We start from the raw sequence: 21,081 nt of genomic DNA, 5'->3' as shown, positions 1-21,081 counted from the left end.
CATTTGTAACAAGAACGGCACATTACATAGATGGGGTTCAGTATGAAGAAAACATAACCATTTCCAGCACGACTTCCATAATCCTGGTGCTGCAGTTTGTACACACTTCAGAAGAGTATTTTGATTTTGTGAAAATAAGTATTTACTACTATCTTGACCATTTGGGAAGTATAAGAGTAAGCTATTTTAATAATGGTACAGGCGCAGAAGTTCTTGAGGAAAACAGCTATTTTCTGGGGAAATGACTGCTATGGTTGCCGGAAGTAGATAAGCTTTCCGGCTGAAATCATTGAATTCAAATAAGGTACGTGTTTTTAATACGCTCCATGAACCTCCATTGGATCGTATGTTGAACGTCATCTTGTTGAAATATAAACCGAAAGCTTTTAAGTGTAGGGCTGTTTAAAAAAGGAATGAACGTTGCGGAAACCCTACCTGGAAATTACGTAATCAGAAAATATGATTTTATAACATTAAAGGTTTGTAATAGGGTAGGTTTACAACGTGATCACCCATCTAAAATATCTGCAAATGAAACATATTCATACAATACCGTTCATTTTATTGAGTATTTCTTTTTCTGCACAAACGAATCTGGAAAAATACAGTATTGATGATGAAGGGATCATCGTTGAAAAGCCCGATAGTAGAAGAACATATGATGAGATGTACAATACCGATAATATCATATATACCAATGGGAAGAAGTTTACCTACACCTATTTTTACCAGGATACAAAAGGACAAAAATTTCTGATAAAAAGAGGGAAGGAAATTGTACAGCCTGCAGGCTATAGCGTTGCTGATTGGGAATTTGTGAAGATCGATGATCAGGATAAAGAGACCGTCACTCATTTAATTTTAACACCCAGGCATGGAAATCCGTTTCAGGGAGTGGTTCCCGGTTATAACCAAACCGCCATAGAATATAAATATGTTATGGCTGACGGCAGATTTCTGAGCACGGAAGAAACCGGTGCAATAGAGAATGAAATGAATGTCTGGATCCATCCGCCAAGAAACGATTTTTTCAAAATTCTGGAAATAAATCCCTTTCCTTATATAAAAGCACCTTACCAAAGAGGAACAAAATGGAACTGGAGCCTGGAAATCGGAGATCATTGGTCGGATAAAAGATGGCTTTCATGGAAAGGCGATATTGAGAATCAATATACTTATGAAATAAAAGACAGGAAAAAGATCATAACGAAATTCGGAAATTTAGAATGTTACGTTATCCATGCACAGGCAGACAGCAGAATTGGTAAAACCGGACTTATTTCATATTTCAATCCTGAACTGGGTTTTGTAAAACTTGAATATACAAACATTGACAACACAAAGACAGTCCTGGAATTAGAGACCGTTAAGTAATTTAATGTACAGTATTAAAAGGAGGAGCTCCCTTTGATATGATAAATATCCGGATCTTAAAAAAAAGGAAATGCTTTATATTGATAAAACCGTATTTCGTCACTGCTTTCCTGAAGAAAAAAGATTTGAATTGGAAGATTTATCCCTTATTATATCGTCAATGCTCAACCAGTAATCAATCCTTAATTGACTGGAATCCAATTCAATACTAAGGTGATCGGAAAAAATAATTTTAAAATGAATTGGATTAACTTTATAATATCTCCATGAACAAGAAATTTTTCATCTGACAGATTATAATGAATCCATTTTGGATCTGATGTTACAAAATACGATTCCGGTAGTAGGTAAACGATGCCGGCAGATAAATCTCACTCAGTGAGCAGATGACTTTATAATATTCCTTTTATAAAGATAAATAAAATATAAGATGAAAGTAAAAATTAAATTTAAAAGGTTTGAGATATCAGCAATTTTATTCATAATTCTTATAGGTCTGAGTATGTGCTGTATTGCTGTAGCTAACCTGTTCGGAAATGATGCTCAAATATCTTTCCGGTTCTGCTTGATTACAATAATTCTAATGGCTGTAATGAGTGCATTAATATATACTTTATGCATATATATGAGCCGTTGCATTAAGATTTTTAATCATATATATGCATTGGAAATTGATGATACCGGAATAACCAATAATATATCCGGACGGAAAGTTCTTGTATGGAACGAGATTGCCTATTTTAGTACTGCAACTGTTCAGATGACAAGCGGGCGACATTCCAAAATTTATGTCCATACCTATAATTCATCGCTTTCCATGTCAATCAATACAAATCTGCTGGATATTGATAAAGATGAAATGTTACATATACTCGAACAAAAATTAATAGCAAATAAATTATACAATCCTGCATCTTGTCATTATGCTGGCCGATAATAGTTGAGATATTGTGAAACGTCATCTTAGAGGTTCCGGTGACTACTATACTATTGCTTTCATCCTTTTCCTGTCACTTCCAACCTTAAAAGTGGTCAATTCTCAGCATAGCGTATTCAACTAATAAAAGCCCATCATGCCGCTGAAGTTCCGGAAGAAATTCATAAAACTCAGAACATGCTGAGGAATATTCTGTCATGCGCTAAAATATTGCAACCCCATGCGGATCAAAAGAACGATGCGATAAAAACCCTGTTCAAAAAACAGCAGCGTAAAGAAATTACTCCTGCAGGGGTGATAATCTATCGACATAATTCGTATATTTGGTTAGTTAGTATATCATCAAAAATATCTTTAATGAAAAAGTTAAATATCGGAATACTGGCCTTTTCGGGTCTTGTATTCCTGAATTCATGCGGTACGGCAAAGAAGGCGGATGCCCAGCAGCCTGAAACCATTAAAACAGTGGCGGCACCGGTGAAAGAAGAAGCACAGGAAGAAGGGATCAATCTGTCGTATATGGATAAAAGTGTACGTCCGCAGGATGATTTTTTCAGTTATGTCAACGGAAACTGGGTAAAGACCACCCAGATTCCTTCTGATAAAGCAAGCTGGGGATCTTTTAATGCGCTGAGGGAAAACGTGGATGATGCTTCGCTGGATATTTTAAATAAAATCCTGTCGGAATCCTATCCTGCCGGCTCCGAAGGCCAGAAAATCCAGAACCTGTATGCTTCTTTCATGGATACGGAAAAAAGGAATGCGGAAGGCCTGGCCCCGATCAAAGGCGACCTCGCAAGGATCGATGCCATTAAAAACCTTAATGACCTTCAGAAATACCTGCTGGAGGCAACCAAAGTCGGTGATAATTCCTTCTACGGATGGCGAGTGGGCGCGGACATGAAGAATTCTAAAATGAATGCGGTTTATCTCGGCGGTCCGGATCTCGGGCTTGGAAGGGATTATTACCAGAAAGTAAATGAAGCCAATACCAAAACCCTGGCAGAATACCAGACCTATGTCGGAAAGCTTTTCGGGGTACTGGGCTATAAAAATCAGGATGCCGCAGCCAGGAACGTAGTGGATTTTGAAAAACAGCTGGCCAACTACCTGCTAACTCTTGAACAGAACCGGGATGCCAATCTGCGGTACAACCCGAAGAACGTATCCGAGCTTCCGGCACTGGTGAAAAATATCAACCTCCCGAAATACCTGAAAGAGGCCGGCGTAAACACCGATAAGGTCATCGTAGGCGAACTGAAATACTATCAGAATATGGATTCTTTCCTGACGCAGAAAAACCTGCCGCTGTTGAAAGATTACCTGAAATACCATCTGATCAACGGCAATGCCAGCAATCTGGATGACAGCCTGGAGCAGATCAGGTTCGACTTCTATTCCCGTTACCTTCAGGGACAGAAAGAACAGCGCCCGATGAATAAAAGAGGGCTCTCCATGGTAAACGGTGTACTGGGAGAAGCGTTCGGGAAGCTGTATGTGGAAGAATATTTTACGCCTGAAGCGAAAGCCCAGATGGAAACCTATATCGATTATATCCTGAAATCATTCAGGCAGCATATCGCCGACATGGACTGGATGTCTCCTGCTACCAAAGTAAAGGCCCAGGAAAAATTATCGAAATTTACCGTGAAAATAGCCTATCCGGATAAATGGAAAGACTACACCCGGCTGAAAGTGGAATCTCCCAAGCAGGGCGCTACTTTATATTCCAACCTGCAGAATGTTTCCGCCTGGCAGTACCAGAGAAACCTGGACAAAATAGGAAAGCCGGTAGACCGGACCGAATGGGGAATGACGCCGCAGACCGTCAATGCCTATTACAGCGGATCAAACAATGAAATCGTATTCCCTGCAGCAATCCTGCAGCCTCCTTTTTACAACCCTAAAGCGGATGCTGCAGTGAACTTCGGAGGAATAGGGGCTGTTATCGGCCACGAGATTTCCCACGGGTTTGATGACAGCGGATCAAGATTCGACGGCGATGGTAACCTGAACAACTGGTGGACCGATGAAGACCGTAAGAATTTTGATGCCAAAGTAGGCCAGCTGGCTGCCCAGTACAGCGCCTATGAACCGGTAAAAGGAAGTTTCGTAAACGGGAAATTCACCAGTGGTGAAAACATCGGTGACCTTGGTGGTGTGGCCGTGGCTTACGACGCCCTCCAGATGTATCTGAAAGACCACGGCAACCCGGGAACCATCAGCGGGTTTACCCAGGACCAGCGATTCTTCATGAGCTGGGCTACCGTATGGAGAACCAAGTCCACCGACCAGTACATGACCAACCAGGTGAAAACGGATCCGCATTCGCCGGGAATATTCAGGGCTTACGGTCCGTTGGTGAATCAGGATGCTTTTATTAAAGCATTTGATATCAAGCCGGGGGATAAAATGTATAAAGCTCCTCAGGACAGGATCAGGATCTGGTAAGCGGAGTCTGAAAACGCAAGAACATAAAAACGCATCGGAAACGGTGCGTTTTTTATTTATTTTTCCTAGCTTAGTAATGAATAAATATTGATCAGGTAGATATTTTATTGTCATGATCATAAATATTTGAATAAAAACCATCGCAAAATTTTGTATGTTACAGTTTTTTTTTAAATTTAAACATTGGATTGGTCAGCTGTTTGTTGCTGACAAGGACAATTCACACCAGAATAAAACATCTCAAAATAACAATAATATGGCAATGTTTAATTACGGCGTCGGCGGAAACGAAATAAAAGTGGATGCCAATGAAGCTATTCAGAACATACAGGAAAACAAATCGATGATTGTAAGCCAGCTTACTACCGATGAGTCTTACGTTCCTGAAGTTGTAACAGGATTGAAAACCATGGAAGACGTCTTCAGGCATTTCCAGCCTTCCGTAAACGTACAGCACGAAGCGGAAGACGGTAATGTGGTGGAAGAGGAATTCCGTTTTCAGACCCTTTCAGATTTTACCCCTAAAAGTCTTACCCAGAAATCAGCATACCTGCAGCAGCTCAGCATGGAGCAGGAACAGTACAATAAAATCGTACGCCAGCTGAAAACAAATAAAATCCTGCGCAATATGCTTGAAAACGAGCAGTCCCGCGCAGCATTTGTTGAAGTACTGAAAAACGTGGCACAAGAACTTGAAAAATAATTAAAGTAGTTACATCAATCATGGACAGCAAATTACAGGCAGCTGAGAATCAGCAGCAGCACGGACAGCAGCATGCAGGCCAGCCGAAAGGAAACCCGCTTGCCGAACTCAATAAAATAGGAGGTTTCGGCTTCGTGGAATCCGTAGTGGACGGTATTGCCAATATGAACCCTACCCGGAAAGCAAGAAAGGAAATTTTCCTGAATGACAGCAATAAAGAAGAAGAACGCAAAGAGCTTCTGCAGAAAATCAACCTGTGGGTAAACCTGCTGGAAGGCAGTGAATCTGCAGATCAGATGGCCGATACCTGCAAATCCAAGGCACAGGCAGCAGAAGAAAGCCTTAAGCAGAACCTTAAGAATACACTCGATGCCGTGCGCATGCTGGAAACCAATTACAGGACGGTAGCCCAGTTTTACAAAAATACCGAGCTGGATAAGGTAGATAATGTGAGCATCGTCAACGCCAGTCTCGATCAGGTGTCCGATCTGGATAATCCCGTATTTATCGATGCCATCTCTGAAGAATTCAAAAATTATTATGACCGTCTTGATCTCAGGGACAATTATTCCATCCTGGCTATTCCCGGATACCTGGGCTCCAATAAGGTGATTGAAAAATGGGCCAAGATCTGTAATGAAAACAAGGTAATGATGGTAACCGATTTTGCCAATCTGGATAAGCCGGATGACGTGGTGGATCTGTTTCATTCCGCCAACCTTACCGGAGGCGAGCTTCACAGAAGTAACGTGATCATGACCTGCAACTGGCTGGTAGGAAGAGGCAGGGCTGAAGAAATCGGGGAAGAGGAAAACGTAGAGCTTCCGCCTTCCACTTCACTGGCCGGGAAGATCCATAAAACCCTTATGTCCCAGGTGGCAGCCGGTAAAAAACACGGAAACATCAATGAAGTGGATGCTGTGAAATTCGAACTGAAGAAAAGCGAGATTTCCCAGATGGAAAAAATGGGATTGGTTCCTATGGTGAATGAATACGGGAAAATCATGGCTTTCTCTGCAAAAACATTATTTACCGGCGACAATATCGGCCTTCAGACCTATTCGGTAGTCCGCGTGTTCGATTATGTTACCAAAGTACTGCTCGATTTCCTCAACAGAAGGGCTTTCGAAAACTGGAATGCCAAAAATGAAGATGACCTGAGGAGACAAATCGTCCAGTTCCTGGATAACATCAAAGGGCCGGACAAGCTGATCGAAAAATTCAAGATCGTACGTTTCGAACAGGACAGGGTAAACAAAGACCGTGTCTGGCTGGATATCCGCCTGACGCCTTATTTCCCTACGAAAAGTTTTGTCATCAAGCTGGACGGCCACAAAGGGGACGACGGAAATGAGTGGGATGCAGAATACACCCAGGATTAAGTTAACTAAAAATGATACCTACAGAACCGATGCTTTTCCATCGGTTCTGTATTTTTCAGATCTATAAAGCATTATCTATGAAAACACAACTGCTGTATCTGGTACCGGTACTTTTCCTGCTGCTGAATTGTGAAGATAAAAGAATGCAGCAGAATTACAAGATCGACCTTTTTGCTGATGAAAGACAGGAAGGGAAAGCGTATGTAATGAATGAAAAAGAATGTTTCGATGCCAGTGACCTGGTGCTCTCCACAGATCAGATCAAACCGGTGGACAGTTCCTCCGGCCGCGGGAAATCCGTATTCATCTACAGGATCTCTTCCGGGGAAGTGCTGAAAACAACAAGAGACTCCATCGTTGTCTTTCCGCTTCAGATCATCTCCGGTCAGAGACTGAAACTCAAGTCACCGATGTATGTCTATCTTAAAAAATTGGAAGGGTACCGGTTTATCGCCAAAGAAAAAAACCTGAAATACCAGTGGCTGAAAGGGGCACCGGTCTATTCCGTAAAAACTGAAAAATAAATTATCTTTGCAGGGATCCGAAATCCGGCATGATTCCTTTGGTAATCCTGCCTTTCCTGGCCGCTGTTTTGCAGAAGACTGGATTGGCAGTACGGTACAAGCATCACCCGGATATCCGCCCTGAAAAAGAAGAATCGATTGGAAAAAACAGAAACGCCTGATTTCAGGCACATCGGCAATAAACTCCTGACCTGGTATAAAGATAATGCCAGGGACCTCCCTTTCAGACAGACCAGGGATCCGTATAAAATATGGATCTGTGAGATCGTCTTTCAGCAGACAAGGATCAGCCAGGGGCTGAATCATTACAATAATTTCATCAGAAGGTTCCCGGACGTAAAGACACTGGCAGAAGCGGATGAAGATGAGGTATTGCTGCACTGGAAAGGGCTGGGCTACTATTCCAGAGCTATCAATATTCACAAAGCGGCAAAACAGATCATGGATGATTACGGCGGCACCTTTCCGGAGGTGTACGAAGAGATCCTGAAGCTGAAAGGAGTGGGGAAGTATACCGCTGCAGCAGTTTCAAGCATCTGTTTCAACGGAAAAATGCCGGCGGTGGACGGTAATTTTTACCGTGTCCTGAGCCGCATCTTTGCAGATGATTTCGATATCTCCGGCGCAAAGGCATTCAGCTATTTTTCAGAACTGGCGCATCTGATCCTTCCTGACAATGTAGGGGATTTCAATCAGGCCATGATGGATCTGGGCTCCGAAATCTGTAAACCGAAAAATCCTTTGTGCCCGCAGTGCCCGGTTCATGAAGACTGCCTGGCCTTCTCTCTGAACAGGGTTTCCGAATTTCCGGTGAAACTGAAAAAGGCAAAAACCACCGATCTTCATCTCACCTACTACTTTGTCCACCGGAACGGACAGTTCCTGATCCGGCAGCGGAAAGACGACTTTATCTGGAAGAAACTGTATGAGTTTCCCACGGAAATCCCCGGGGAGCTGACTTCCTGTATCCGGAGCGTACGGACGCTGCAGCATAAGCTTACCCATAAGAACCTGACGATTGAGGTCTTTAATGTAGAGGTAGATGCTGAAGAAGCATGGGAAAAATTCATTGCTGATCATTCTTTTCTTATTACTGATTTCCGGGATTCCCATACCCGGTCTTTTCCGAAACCATTGGAAAACTATATCCGCAATAAACATGAGCAGTTGTTTTATTGACCGGGAAAAAGGTGTCAGACAAAAGAACTGAGACATCCCTTCAGGATTTCAACCGCAAAGGCCCCGCCAACGGAATATGGTGATGATTCATGCAGCATCATCTTTAATTCGGTTCCGGCAAAGGTTCCCGGTTCAAACCTGCTGAAATCCTGAAATTTGTCCTCCCGAATCTGAAATCTAATTTGTACTTTTGCAAAATGTTTAAAAATGCCCTTTTTATTTTTGCAGCCCTGCTTATGGTATCCTGCGGCAAAGACCCTGTTCCGAAGCCTTACGGAGAACTCCGCCTGGAATATCCGGCACCCCGATACCAGAAGTTTGAAAACAACTGTGCCTATACTTTTGAATATTCTGATTTTGCAAAAATTACGGATGCCAAAAGGCCGTGCTGGTATTATCTGAACTATCCAAAAATGAAAGCCAAGGTTTTTATAACCTATTACCCGATACAGAACGACTTTTCAGACCATATCAAAGAAGCTGAAAAAATGGTCTATGAGCATACCATCAAGGCAAGCGCCATCGATACCAAATCCTTTGAGTACCCGGAGAAAAAAGTGTACGGAAACTTTTATGAGCTGAAAGGGCAGAGTGCCTCCAACCTCCAGTTTTATATGACGGACAGCACAAGGCATTTCGTAACCGCCTATCTGTATTTCAATACCAGGCCAAAGCCGGACTCCCTGGCCCCCGCAGTGGATTACATCAAAAAAGACATGAAGCATCTGCTGGATACGTTTGAATGGAAAAATTAACCGACTTTAATATACTTTGAAAAAAATATGAAACTTTTAGTTGTAGGAAGTGTTGCATTCGATGCAATCGAGACGCCGTTTGGTAAAACAGATAAGATTTTGGGAGGTGCAGCCACCTATATCGGGATTACTTCTTCCGTCTTAGCCGTAAAATCCGGAATCGTTTCCGTAGTGGGAGGGGATTTCCCGCAGGAGCACCTGGATATGTTTACGGACAGAAACGTAAATATTGAAGGAATCGAAATTGTAAAAGACGGAAAAACCTTCTTCTGGTCCGGAAAGTACCACAACGATTTAAATACAAGAGACACCCTGGCCACTGAGGTTAACGTACTGGAGAACTTTGATCCTAAAATTCCCGAATCCATGCAGGATGCAGAAATCCTCCTGTTGGGGAACCTGCATCCGGGCGTACAGCTTTCGGTACTTGAAAAGATGCACAACCGCCCGAAGCTGGTCATCCTGGATACCATGAACTTCTGGATGGACAGTGCCTGGGACATCCTGATGGAGATGATTGCCAAAACAGATGTCATTACCATCAATGATGAGGAAGCCAGACAGCTTTCCGGTGAGTATTCACTGGTAAAAGCAGCTAAGAAAATCCATGCCATGGGACCTGAATACGTAATTATCAAGAAAGGCGAGCACGGTGCGCTGCTTTTCCACGATGCAAAGGTGTTCGCTATTCCGGCACTTCCGCTGGAAGAAGTATTTGATCCTACCGGAGCCGGGGATACTTTTGCCGGAGGTTTTGCAGCCTACCTGGCCAAAAAAGGGAAAACCGATTTCGAAACCATGAAATCCGCCCTGATCGTAGGTTCGGCAATGGCCTCCTTTACCGTTGAAAAGTTCGGAACCGAAAGAATCCAGGAAGTCAGTGAAGCCGATATGTATGAAAGGCTCAGACAGTTCAAGGAACTTACAACCTTCGATGTGGAGCTTCAGTAGGTATTTTCTTTTAAGAAATATTTATAATAAAAAATTTAGTGTAATTCATTAAGAATTCTAAATTTGCAACTTGTTTAAAATACTAAAATGATAAATAAACGTAAGATCACTTTTCTTTTTGCATTTTTCATGATGCTGACGGGTTTCAATACCCTGAATGCACAGCTGAAACAGGGAGAACTGGTGGATGGTATTGCTGCGGTAATCGGTGATGAAATTGTGCTGGAGTCTGATGTAAACGAGCAGCTGAACTATGCCAAGCAGCAGGGGGCTACCAATATTGATAAGTGTGAGTTTCTGGAAAACCTTCTCAATAATAAACTCCTGGTCTATGAAGCCAGAAAAGATACGCTGATCGAAAACCGTTCTGCAGCCATTAAAGAGCAGGCCAATTCCAAATACCAGCAGATGCTTTCCCAGTTTCCGGATGAAAAGACCATGCTGGCAGCCTATAAATTCAGGAATGGCTATGAAATGAAAAACGCCATCGAAAAAATCGATACCGACCAATATTACGGGCAGGCAAAATATCAGAGAATCACAGAAAAAGCAGACGTTACCCCGAACGAGGTAACCGATTTTTACAACCTTTACAAATCACAGCTGCCGGAAATCAAGGATGAAGTGTCACTTTCCCAGATCATGATGTTTCCAAAACTTACGGAAGCCCATAAGCAAGACCTGATCAACCGTCTGAATAAAATCAAAAAAGATATCGAAGGCGGCGAAACATTCGAGAGCCAGGCCAGGATCTATTCGGAAGACAAAGGATCCGCTGCTACCGGAGGACTGATGAAAAACATCTCCAAAGGCCAGATGGTAAAACCCTTTGAGGCGGCAGCCCTTAATCTTCAGGAAGGGGAAATATCTGAACCTGTAGAATCCGAGTTCGGTTATCATCTCATACAGCTGGTAAAGAAATCCGGGAAAATGTATGAAGCCAGGCACATCCTGCTGATGGCAACCCCTACCGATGATGAAGTTAAAACGGCAAAAGCCAAGCTTGACAGCATCAGGGGACTCATCCAGAGTGGAAAAATGACCTTCAAAGATGCATCATTCAGATTCTCCGATGATAAAAGAACCAAGTTCAATGCAGGGATTATCCCGGGAGCGGACGGTTCCAATAAGATTGAGCGCGAAAGTGTTCCCGGAACCATCAGCTATGAGCTGGCCGGCCTCAACAAAGGAGATATTACTGCCGCTTTCGAAGACAAGGATGAAAGAGACAGAAAAGTAGTGAAGATCATCAAGATGGAAGATGTGATCCCTGCCCACCAGATCACCCTGGAAACGGATTATGACCGGATAAAGCAGATGGCACTGAATAAAACAAAGAATGAAATGGTTGAGAAATATGTAAATTCAAAATTGCCGACCACTTTTATTTCCATTGACGGCCGCTATGATGCCTGTGCCTTCAAAGGAAGCTGGAAGAAAGATTCATTGAAAAAATAGAGCAATAACAACCTTCAGATTTTCTGAAGGTTTTTTTTATCCGTATTCCTTCACTTCCCTGTTTTTTATTATTTTTACGGGATGAGTAATTTTATAGATTTCAATTCGGCAAGGAAACTTCACGGCATGCAGCAAAGTCAGAACCGCATCAATGAACTGTTTCAGATCCGGTATCCTGTTATCCAAGCGGGGATGATCTGGCATTCCGGATGGAAGCTGGCATCTGCCGTTTCTAACTGCGGCGGATTAGGGCTGATCGGGGCGGGAAGCATGTACCCTGACGTACTGAGGGAAAACATCCGTAAATGCAGGCAGGCTACGGATAAGCCTTTCGGCGTTAATGTCCCTATGCTGTACCCTAACCTTGATGAAGTCATCGGGATTATTCTTGAGGAAGGCGTAAAAATTGTTTTTACATCCGCCGGGAATCCGAAAACCTATACCGAAACCCTGCAGAAAGAGGGACTGAAAGTGGCTCACGTGGTGTCATCGACCAAATTCGCCGTCAAATGTGAAGAAGCCGGAGTGGATGCTATTGTTGCGGAAGGCTTTGAGGCCGGAGGACATAACGGAAGGGATGAGACTACTACTTTCTGCCTGATCCCCAACGTACGTAAGCATACTTCCAGACCGCTGATCGCTGCCGGCGGAATTGCCCTGGGCTCCCAGATGAAGGCTGCCATGATCCTCGGGGCCGACGGAGTACAGATAGGCTCCCGGTTTGCCGCCACTACCGAAGCCAGTGCCCACGATACCTGGAAGCAGAAGATTACACAGCTTCAGGAAGGTGATACCCATCTTACCCTGAAAGAACTGGCACCTGTGAGGATGGTGAAAAATAAATTCTTCAGCGAACTTGAAGAAATCTACAGTACCGGAAGAAACAAGGAATCCCTGATCGCCTCATTGGGACGGGCAAGGGCAAAACGCGGGATGTTTGAAGGCGACATGGAGGAAGGGGAACTGGAAATCGGTCAGGTATCGGCACTGATTGATGAAGTGCTTCCCGTGGAAACCGTTTTCCGTCAATTGCTGAAAGAATTTGAAGAGGCGAAAATGCCTTCTTTCTGAAATGGATCCCGGATGACCGAAAGAATAATTGAGATCACAGGGAAAAAGCTGTATACCGCCGGTAGAAATCCATTCGATAACAGGCCTACGCTCGTATTCCTGCACGATTCATTGGGCTGTACGCAACTCTGGAGGGATTTTCCGGAAAAGCTTTCTGCTGCTGCCCGGTGCAACGTACTGCTGTATGACCGGCTGGGATATGGCCGATCTTTTCCGATGGATTCTTCTGTAAGAAATCCGGATTATATGGAAAAAGAAGCCGACCTGCTGAATGAACTGCTGGAAGCCCTTTCCATACAGGATGCCATTCTCTTTGGACACAGTGACGGGGGAACCATTGCCCTTATTATGGCTGCAAAATATCCTGAAAAAGTAAAAGCGGTCATTTGTGAAGCCGGCCATATTTTTGTCGAGGAGATTACGGTGAAAGGCGTTTCGGAAGCTTTACATGCGTACCGCACTACCGATCTTGCTGAAAGGCTGAAAAAGTACCATGGAGACAAAGTGGAAATGATGGTTAAAGCCTGGACGGAAATCTGGCTCAGCAACCGGTTCCGGAGCTGGAATATTGAGGACCAGCTGTCAGAGATTGTAGCACCGCTGTTATTCATCCAGGGTGAAAAAGATGAATACGGAACTTTGGATCAGCTGGAAAAAACCGTTTCCCGGGTCAGCGGGACGTCAGAGAAACTGGTTATTCCCGGGGTGGGACACACGCCCCATAAAGAAATCCCGGAACTCATACTGGAAAAATCCTACAGGTTTATAGGTAAATTATAGACACGGAGCCTGTTTACGAACTATAGTTTTGTCTAAAGCCATTCAGATTCAGCCACAAGGTTTTCCCTCGCCTGCACCTCGTATCTCTGCCTGAATTCTTCTGTTTTAAAAATGTATTCAGAAGCTAAGAAATGCTGCAATACCTTTTTTCTGCCGGGTCTGTAGAGGAAATCCGGATAGACGGCATATTCTTTACGTATCTGTTGAGTATATTCCGTATAGGTTTGCGTATTCTTCCCAAGAACGGAAAGGTCGGCATCCAGAAGGTAACCGGTATCCGTATCTCCGGCCGGATGATGTGACTTGGTGGCCAGGATCTGCTCTGAGACTTTCCGGATGATATCCGCATCAGCACAGAGTTTTCCAAGCCGCGATACGGCAAATGCTGCACTTTTCTCCTCATTGGATGTTGAAGTGGGATCGTAAATCACATCATGGTAAAAAACGGAGAGCGAAACCGCTGTAAAGTCCCTGATTTTCTCTTTTACGGAATCCAGTTCAGTAAAAAGATGTTCAAGGTGATGCAGGTTGTGGTAATGCCTTCCTTTTTCCGAATATTTGGCCTCAATTTCAGACCACAGACTGTCAATAAGGGCTGCCTTATCTGTAAAACGGCGACAGTTTTCCATAAACCTCAGTTGTAAATCCATACTACCAGTATATAAAAAAAGGAACCTTAAAAAGTTCCTTTATTTGCATCAATTGCCTGTTTCAGTTCAGCCCAGCCTCCGCCGTTATAGCCTTCTTTCAGGCCCTGGGTGTTGAGGTATTCCAGTGCTTTCCCGCTTCTGTTCCCGCTTCTGCAGAACAGGACTACCGGTTGGTCAATGGATAAAATTTCATCCTTGCGGTCTTCCACTTCACCCAGCGGAATATTTTTGGCACCTTCTATATGGCCGTCCATTTCAAGCTCCATTGGCTCACGGACGTCGATTAACTGATAATTTCCTGATGTTAAGATTTCTGATAAAGACATAAATTTTGCTTTTATTAAAATACCTAACGAAAATACGGAAAATTTTAATCATAATCCATATATGCTTTCTTATTTTGTTTAGAATACCGTATAGCCCAACAACAGAGAATAGGTCTGGTATTTGGAGGTCCAGTTCGCATAGTTCAGCATCAGGTTCCTGGCTGTGGAAGCCCGGAATTCAATCAGGAACCGGTCGTTGTACTTAAAGCCGGCCCCGAAAGCCAGGTTGTTCCCGGAAAAGATTTTAAACTCCCGGTAATCATAACGGATGCTGGAATTCATTTCAAAATCAAATACATAGGCTGCATTGACGAATAGTTTTGACCGGCTGCTCAGGAAAAAATAATGCCTGATCCCGAAAGGAAGTTCTATGGATTTATAATCAATGCTCCTTTTGGAGGTTGACTCAAAATACTGTCCCGGATAAACAACAGATTCCGTTTCCGCTTTATAGGACTGGTAGGTAGGCTCGGCAAAAAGGGCCCATTTGTTTTTATTGAAAGGAAGGATAAATTCTGCTTCCACCCCAATTCTGAAGGAAGGTTTCCTGTCAAACTGCGTCGTATTTTTGCTGTTATAATAGAAATTTTCCGTTTCAAAAGTGGCAAAATGAACTCCCGGACGGATATTGAGGTTAAAAAGATCACGTTTTTCACTTGCTTCATAGGTTGCCGGTACGGCGTCACCTGAACATCCGTTATATGCTGTAAAAGTACGCATCAGATCTTTCGTATCGTATTTCACTTTATTAAAATCCGGCAGGGAAGTATCACATTTCAGGTTTTCGGCAAGCTGTTTTTTGTAGTCTTCGTTATAGGTGATCTGCATTTCTGTTAAGTAATAAGGCTTATACACCAGCTGCCTGATTTCGTTATCGTCAATTCTGAAGAGAAATCGCCTGATGTCCTTGTTTTCATAATACAGAAGGTCGGCTTTCCCATCCACCAGGTATTTTAAGAAGACTGTTTCTTCGGTAAAGTCGGGGACTCTTTCATGCGACATCGTACTCATCTGTTCCGGCGACTGGTCGATCAGGACGGTTTCACGGATGTATCTCGATTGTCCCTCGATACCGAACTCCCTGACGTTGCGGATATTTTGCTTTTCCGTATCCGCGGAACTTCCGGTCCTGTATTCAAATTCGGTAGGATTGTTTTTCCAGTCGGTATTCCTGATCAGAACTTCATTTCTTTTACCGGAATTATCGATGAAATATCCTTTTTCAAATCTGATCTGGGCATTCACGGTGGCAGCGAAAAGAAGGACTGCCGTTACAATTATTTTTTTCATGGCTGTTTTTTTTAAAATTCAGAAGCCGGCGAAAGTGCCAGCTCTTAAACAACGGCAAATTTATAAAATAATCTTAATTTTGCAAGGTGAAATTATGAATGTAAACGCTGAAAAATATGCCCTGCTCATCAAGTCCAAAGCCAAAAGCTTCGGGTTTCTGAGTTGTGGAATTTCGAAAGCGGATTTCCTTGAGGAAGATGCCCGGCCGTTGGAGAACTGGCTGAAGAATAACTTTCATGGAGAAATGAAGTATATGGAAAACCATTTCGATAAAAGACTGGACCCTAGATTACTGGTAGAAGGCTCAAAGTCGGTGATTTCCCTTTCTTATAATTATTTCCCGGAAGAAAAGATTTCTGCGCTGGAAAATTTCAAGATTTCAAAATATGCCTACGCCGAAGATTACCATGAGGTGATCAAGGAGATCCTGCGGGACATGGTGGCAGAATTGCAGGAGGAAATCGGCAGTTTCGGGTTCCGGGTATTTGTGGATTCTGCGCCGGTACTGGAAAGGAGCTGGGCAAGGAAGTCAGGAATCGGATGGGTAGGGAAAAATGCCAATCTGATCACCCGCCAGAGCGGATCTTTTTATTTTCTGGCCGAAATCATCTGTGACCTGGAACTGGCAACTGATCATCCGGCTACCGATCATTGCGGGACCTGCAGGAAATGCATTGATGCATGCCCTACCGATGCCATCGTTTCTGAAAAGCTGATCGATGGAAGCAAATGTATTTCCTATGCAACGATTGAGCTGAAAAATGAGATTCCCGATTACTTCAAAGGGAAAATGGACGACTGGATGTTCGGCTGTGACGTCTGCCAGGATGTCTGCCCATGGAACCGGTTTTCTGCTCCCAACCTGCAGGAAAAATTCCGCCCGAACGAACAGCTTAAAAACTTCAAAAAAGGAGAGTGGAAAGAGCTTACACAGGAACTCTTTTCTGAGATTTTCAGGAAGTCCCCGGTGAAACGTACCAAATTTGCCGGCCTGAAACGCAATATTGAATTCATCACAAAATCATCATCAGATCAAAATCCGGAATGATTCTTAAACTGACAAAGCTGTATCCGGAACATCTTGCAGTTCCGGAGTGAAGCGGTAATCAATTATCTCTCATCATCGGATTGATGAGAACATGAAAGATCAAAAGAGAAAAAAAAATGACTTCCGGAGGATGACCTGCCGAAAATCAACGTTTTTTCTGTATTCTTTTGGGAGCAATTTTTACTCTGATCTTGAATCTTTTGCCGGTTTTGGTGTTTTTCTGCATATTTGTAAAGGATTTGTACTTAAATTTAGCAAAAAGTTCGCCGGAAACAAATACTTTTATGAAAATTTAGTTAAATCTTATTCATCCCTATCAAAAAAATAAGACAGTGAAAAAAATGTTTTTTCTTCTCCTGAAAACCATTGGAATAATCCTGGGAATTGTTATAGTCTACATAGCCCTTGGCTATTTCATTCCCTTTATTGAAGTGCCTGCAAAGGACGACGGCCTGAAAAAGGAAATTCCCGTTTATATTTATACCAACGGCGTGCATACGGATATCGTAATGCCGGTAACCAATGAAATCATGGACTGGAGCGCCAAAATTCCGGTTACCCATACAAAATCCGGAAAGGCGGATTACCGTTTCGTCGGAGTCGGGTGGGGCGACAAAGGGTTTTATCTGGATACACCCACGTGGGCCGACCTGAAATTTTCCACCGCCTTTAAAGCCGCATTCTGGCTCAGCGAATCAGCAATGCACTGCACTTATTATAAAACCATGGAAGAAGGCAACGACTGTAAAAAAATCATGATCAGCAGTGAGCAGTACAAAAAGATTGTAAAATTTGTGGAAGAGAAGTTCGATAAAGATTCGAACGGCAATTTCATTCTTATTCCCACCAATGCCGTATACGGAAATACCGATGCTTTCTATGATGCCAAAGGCACATACAGTTTTCTGGATACCTGCAACACCTGGACGAATAACGCCCTGAAAGCCGCCGGACAGAAAGCCGCCCTCTGGACACCCACTGATTTCGGGATTTTCCGGCATTACCGGTAGGTGTGTATTTTAATGTAGCAATATAGCAATGTAACAATGTAGCGATGTAGCAATGTAGCAATTTGATAATGTAGCAATTTGATAATGGGATAATACAATGATTCACTGATGCGGCGATGAAGGTCACGTAGGGCGGTGTTTATCCTGTGCGAGGTACATTTCTTTTGCTGCTGAAATCTTGAGTGTTGTCATTCGGTCTGCAAAACTTACAGATTGATTCTGTTTCTTGCCTGCTGCTGTTTCAGCGGTTTCCTGGCATGCGTAAAAACTGTTTTTTTTCCTGATCATCTGAAATTTCCCGTTCTTTCCGGTAATGCGGCCTCAGGTGTGGTACTTTAATTGTATTTAAAGTCATAAAAAATAATGAAACACCGGCTTTACCGCGAACAACAGCTGAACTGTGACATAGAAACGGCCTGGATATTTTTCTCAGCCGCCAATAATCTTTCAAAGATTACCCCGAAAGAAATGAATTTTATCGTACTTACCCAGTTTGAAGACGATGAAATTTATGAAGGAATGCTTATCGACTACTTCGTTTCTCCTTTATTCGGGATTAAGATGAAATGGCAAACTGAAATCATCCAGGTGGATTTTCACAAAAGCTTTACCGATTTCCAGAAAAAGGGGCCTTACAAATTATGGCACCACCATCACGAATTCATACAGAATGAAAACGGGATCCTGATGAAGGACACGGTAGATTATGAGCTGCCTCTGGGATTCCTGGGGGAAATCGTGCACAGCCTGATGGTGAAGAAGAAAGTGCAGGACATTTTTGACTACCGTTATAAAGTACTGGAGGAACGTTTCAATAAATAATTTCATATGGCTGCAAATCAACAATCCATCAACATCTTCTGGTTCCGGAGGGATCTCAGGCTTGAAGACAATGCCGGGCTATCAGAGGCCCTGAAATCCGGAAAAGACGTGCTTCCGGTTTTTATTTTTGACAAAGAAATCCTGGACAGACTCGAAGACAAATCAGACAAAAGAGTCGATTATTTTCATCAGGTCCTGAGCGGAATGCATGACGAGCTGAAGAAGCATAAAAGCGGACTGAGCATTTTTCATGGAAAGCCCCTGGACATCTTTAAAGAACTCAGTAAAAAATATACAATTGACACGGTCTTCGCCAACACCGATTATGAGCCTGACGCCATAAAACGCGATAAGGAAGTGGATGCATTGCTTCAGAAAAACAATTCAAGACTTACATGCTGCAAAGACCAGCTGATTTTTGAGAAAGATGAAGTGGTAAAGAAAGACGGTAAGCCTTATACCGTATACACGCCCTATTCGAAAAAATGGAAAGAAGTACTGAAATCAAAAGGGGCCATTAAAAATTTCAAGACGGATTTTGGAAAGTTCATGCAATACAAAGCTTCGAAATTCCCTTCACTCAAAGATTTGGGCTTTAAAAAAACAGATCTTACTTTCGACCCGCCGTCCTTAGATAAATCAATCATCGATGATTACGATAAATACCGGAATTTTCCCGGTATGGACCATACTACCCGGATGGGTGTAGCCCTTCGTTTCGGAACCATTTCCGTCCGTACATGCGTACAGTTTGCCCAAAAGCATAATGAAGTATGGCTAAACGAACTGATCTGGAGAGAATTTTTCATGCAGATCCTCTATCATTTCCCGAAAGTCGTCAATCATCCGTTCAAAGAAAAATACGAAAATATCAAATGGAGGAACAATGAAAAGGAATTTAAGCGCTGGTGCGAAGGCAAAACAGGGTACCCTATCGTGGATGCAGGAATGCGCCAGCTCAACGAGACCGGTTTTATGCACAACCGGGTACGGATGATCACGGCAAGTTTCCTTACAAAACACCTGCTGGTCGACTGGCGCTGGGGCGAAGCTTATTTTGCGGAAAAGCTCCTGGATTATGAATTATCTTCCAATAACGGAAACTGGCAATGGGTAGCAGGCTGCGGATGTGATGCGTCGCCTTATTTCAGGGTATTCAATCCGGAGGAACAGATGAAGAAATTTGATAAGAACCAGGACTACATTAAAGAATGGCTAGATGAGGAAGACAGGAAAACGGAACCCATCGTAGAGCATGTGGCCGCAAGGAAAAGAGCATTGGAAGTATATGGGAAAGCGGTGAAAAATTAATCATTGAAATCCTCACTTATCATACAGGCTTTACCGGTAAGCAATACAATCCAGGTTTATAGATCACAGCTTATTGGTAAGGCCTAATTTTTTAATTGCCGTTGCATTGAGATAGATTTCCTGGAAATGAGTCAGTGATTCCACGTCCGTGAATTTCTGGAATGCCTTCTCATTTTTATTGAAAGAAAGCTCAATGGCATCGTTATACGAAGCGGTGATCCGTACTACGGAATAGCCGTTATACGCTATTGAAAATCCCTCAAACAGGCATTTGCGCTCTGCTTTCTGGTAAATTTTATATTCTTCAAAAGCGGAACTGTCTACAGAACCTGCTGTCTTTTTTCTGTTATGTTCCAGTGATTTCCATGAAGTATAATTCTTCGGCTCCTTGAGGATATTGCCCCTGGCATCCACCGGGACAAACATTCCCAGTGTTAACGGTTTTTTCAGAAAAGTCGCATAGTTATTCATCAGTCTTAATGTCTGAAGATCGGCATAACCTTCGTGGGAATAATACTCAATGACAAAATCCGTCATCGGAATCAGCTTGTGGGCGACGTTAACAGGCATATTACTTTTTCTTAACACAAAAATAATTATATTTTCCTTGGAAAAACAGAACCTGATTAATTCTTAAAAAGAATAAATTAACGGAAAAGCTATTTAATATATTTCAATAAATCAAGGGGATAAGGAAATATTTTATAGGTAAAGGCGCATAATTTTATCAGAATTGATAGACAAAAGCATTCACATTCATCCCGGCTCCCACAGAGGCAAAAAGAACGACATCATTTTCCTGCAGGGCATGAGAATCGACTTCGTTTTTCAGGATCATGGTCAGCAGGGTAGGGATAGTTGCCACACTGCTGTTCCCCAGTTTGCTGATCACCATCGGCATGATGCCTTCCGGCATCGGGAGATCATATAACTGGTAAAATCTCTGGACGATAGCTTCATCCATTTTCTCGTTTGCCTGATGGATGATGATTTTATTCAGGTCGTGGATGGAATGCCCGCTTTTGTCAAGGCATTGTTTCATCGCTTCGGGAACATTGG

The 21,081-nt window shown here is 43.0% G+C and carries 21 protein-coding genes; 16 read left to right on the top strand and 5 right to left on the bottom strand.

Going from position 1 to position 21,081, the window contains the following annotated elements:
- The 12 genes from QZ735_RS15100 to QZ735_RS15045 all read left to right on the top strand — a co-directional run.
- The coding region (locus QZ735_RS15100) for a hypothetical protein (RefSeq protein ID WP_294249977.1) at positions 1-245 on the top strand (245 nt) is incomplete at its 5' end.
- 286 nt (positions 246-531) lie between these two features.
- On the top strand, positions 532-1,374 hold the full coding sequence (locus QZ735_RS15095; protein ID WP_294249975.1) for a hypothetical protein: 843 nt from the start codon (positions 532-534) through the stop codon (positions 1,372-1,374).
- A 1,294-nt stretch (positions 1,375-2,668) separates the two neighbouring features.
- On the top strand, positions 2,669-4,762 hold the full coding sequence (locus QZ735_RS15090; RefSeq protein ID WP_294249971.1) for a M13 family metallopeptidase: 2,094 nt from the start codon (positions 2,669-2,671) through the stop codon (positions 4,760-4,762).
- 256 nt (positions 4,763-5,018) lie between these two features.
- The gene (locus QZ735_RS15085; protein ID WP_294249969.1) at positions 5,019-5,465 is read left to right on the top strand and encodes a type VI secretion system contractile sheath small subunit; all 447 of its coding nucleotides are present in this window, start codon (positions 5,019-5,021) and stop codon (positions 5,463-5,465) included.
- Positions 5,466-5,485: 20 nt separating this feature from the next.
- Positions 5,486-6,847, top strand: coding sequence for a DUF5458 family protein (locus tag QZ735_RS15080; RefSeq protein ID WP_294249967.1), 1,362 nt, complete (start codon positions 5,486-5,488; stop codon positions 6,845-6,847).
- A 77-nt stretch (positions 6,848-6,924) separates the two neighbouring features.
- Positions 6,925-7,371: a hypothetical protein gene (locus QZ735_RS15075; protein WP_294249965.1), complete on the top strand. Its 447-nt coding sequence runs from the start codon at positions 6,925-6,927 to the stop codon at positions 7,369-7,371.
- A gap of 138 nt (positions 7,372-7,509) precedes the next feature.
- Complete coding sequence (gene mutY / locus QZ735_RS15070; protein WP_294249963.1) at positions 7,510-8,550, top strand: A/G-specific adenine glycosylase; 1,041 nt, start codon at positions 7,510-7,512, stop codon at positions 8,548-8,550.
- 197 nt (positions 8,551-8,747) lie between these two features.
- A complete protein-coding gene (gldD, locus tag QZ735_RS15065) occupies positions 8,748-9,305 on the top strand; it encodes a gliding motility lipoprotein GldD (protein WP_294249961.1) in 558 nt (185 codons plus the stop codon).
- 27 nt (positions 9,306-9,332) lie between these two features.
- Positions 9,333-10,256 (top strand): PfkB family carbohydrate kinase, encoded by a 924-nt coding sequence (locus QZ735_RS15060; protein WP_294249959.1) that lies wholly within the window; start codon positions 9,333-9,335, stop codon positions 10,254-10,256.
- 87 nt (positions 10,257-10,343) lie between these two features.
- Positions 10,344-11,714, top strand: coding sequence for a peptidylprolyl isomerase (locus tag QZ735_RS15055; protein ID WP_294249957.1), 1,371 nt, complete (start codon positions 10,344-10,346; stop codon positions 11,712-11,714).
- A gap of 81 nt (positions 11,715-11,795) precedes the next feature.
- The gene (locus QZ735_RS15050) at positions 11,796-12,785 is read left to right on the top strand and encodes a nitronate monooxygenase (protein ID WP_294249955.1); all 990 of its coding nucleotides are present in this window, start codon (positions 11,796-11,798) and stop codon (positions 12,783-12,785) included.
- A 12-nt stretch (positions 12,786-12,797) separates the two neighbouring features.
- Positions 12,798-13,565, top strand: coding sequence for an alpha/beta hydrolase (locus tag QZ735_RS15045; RefSeq protein WP_294249953.1), 768 nt, complete (start codon positions 12,798-12,800; stop codon positions 13,563-13,565).
- A 32-nt stretch (positions 13,566-13,597) separates the two neighbouring features.
- Here QZ735_RS15045 and QZ735_RS15040 read toward each other — a convergent pair whose 3' ends face one another.
- From QZ735_RS15040 to QZ735_RS15030, 3 genes are all read right to left on the bottom strand, one after another.
- Positions 13,598-14,215: a hypothetical protein gene (locus QZ735_RS15040; protein ID WP_294249951.1), complete on the bottom strand. Its 618-nt coding sequence runs from the start codon at positions 14,213-14,215 to the stop codon at positions 13,598-13,600.
- 26 nt (positions 14,216-14,241) lie between these two features.
- Positions 14,242-14,541 carry a rhodanese-like domain-containing protein gene (locus tag QZ735_RS15035; RefSeq protein ID WP_294249949.1) on the bottom strand — a complete coding sequence of 100 codons (300 nt, stop codon included), beginning with the start codon at positions 14,539-14,541 and terminating at the stop codon, positions 14,242-14,244.
- A 78-nt stretch (positions 14,542-14,619) separates the two neighbouring features.
- Positions 14,620-15,831 carry a porin family protein gene (locus tag QZ735_RS15030; protein WP_294249947.1) on the bottom strand — a complete coding sequence of 404 codons (1,212 nt, stop codon included), beginning with the start codon at positions 15,829-15,831 and terminating at the stop codon, positions 14,620-14,622.
- Positions 15,832-15,925: 94 nt separating this feature from the next.
- On the opposite strand from QZ735_RS15030, the gene queG reads away from it, so the two are divergent.
- The 4 genes from queG (at position 15,926) to QZ735_RS15010 (ending at position 20,022) form a co-directional block, all read left to right on the top strand.
- A complete protein-coding gene (gene queG / locus QZ735_RS15025; RefSeq protein ID WP_294249945.1) occupies positions 15,926-16,879 on the top strand; it encodes a tRNA epoxyqueuosine(34) reductase QueG in 954 nt (317 codons plus the stop codon).
- 332 nt (positions 16,880-17,211) lie between these two features.
- Positions 17,212-17,889 (top strand): TIGR02117 family protein, encoded by a 678-nt coding sequence (locus QZ735_RS15020; protein WP_294249943.1) that lies wholly within the window; start codon positions 17,212-17,214, stop codon positions 17,887-17,889.
- 363 nt (positions 17,890-18,252) lie between these two features.
- A complete protein-coding gene (locus tag QZ735_RS15015) occupies positions 18,253-18,711 on the top strand; it encodes an SRPBCC family protein (RefSeq protein WP_294249942.1) in 459 nt (152 codons plus the stop codon).
- 6 nt (positions 18,712-18,717) lie between these two features.
- Positions 18,718-20,022, top strand: coding sequence for a deoxyribodipyrimidine photo-lyase (locus QZ735_RS15010; protein WP_294249940.1), 1,305 nt, complete (start codon positions 18,718-18,720; stop codon positions 20,020-20,022).
- A 63-nt stretch (positions 20,023-20,085) separates the two neighbouring features.
- Here the strand turns inward: QZ735_RS15010 and QZ735_RS15005 are convergent, their stop codons facing one another.
- Both QZ735_RS15005 and QZ735_RS15000 read right to left on the bottom strand, forming a co-directional pair.
- Positions 20,086-20,592 carry a hypothetical protein gene (locus QZ735_RS15005; protein WP_294249938.1) on the bottom strand — a complete coding sequence of 169 codons (507 nt, stop codon included), beginning with the start codon at positions 20,590-20,592 and terminating at the stop codon, positions 20,086-20,088.
- Between the two features lie 157 nt (positions 20,593-20,749).
- A partial coding sequence (locus QZ735_RS15000) for a 3-oxoacyl-[acyl-carrier-protein] synthase III C-terminal domain-containing protein (RefSeq protein ID WP_294249936.1) occupies positions 20,750-21,081 on the bottom strand: 332 nt, incomplete at its 5' end.

The organism is uncultured Chryseobacterium sp. (assembly GCF_913776365.1).
Taxonomy (GTDB): domain Bacteria; phylum Bacteroidota; class Bacteroidia; order Flavobacteriales; family Weeksellaceae; genus Chryseobacterium.
Note: the sequence above shows the minus strand (reverse complement) of the source record. Positions and strands in the feature narration are given on the sequence as shown.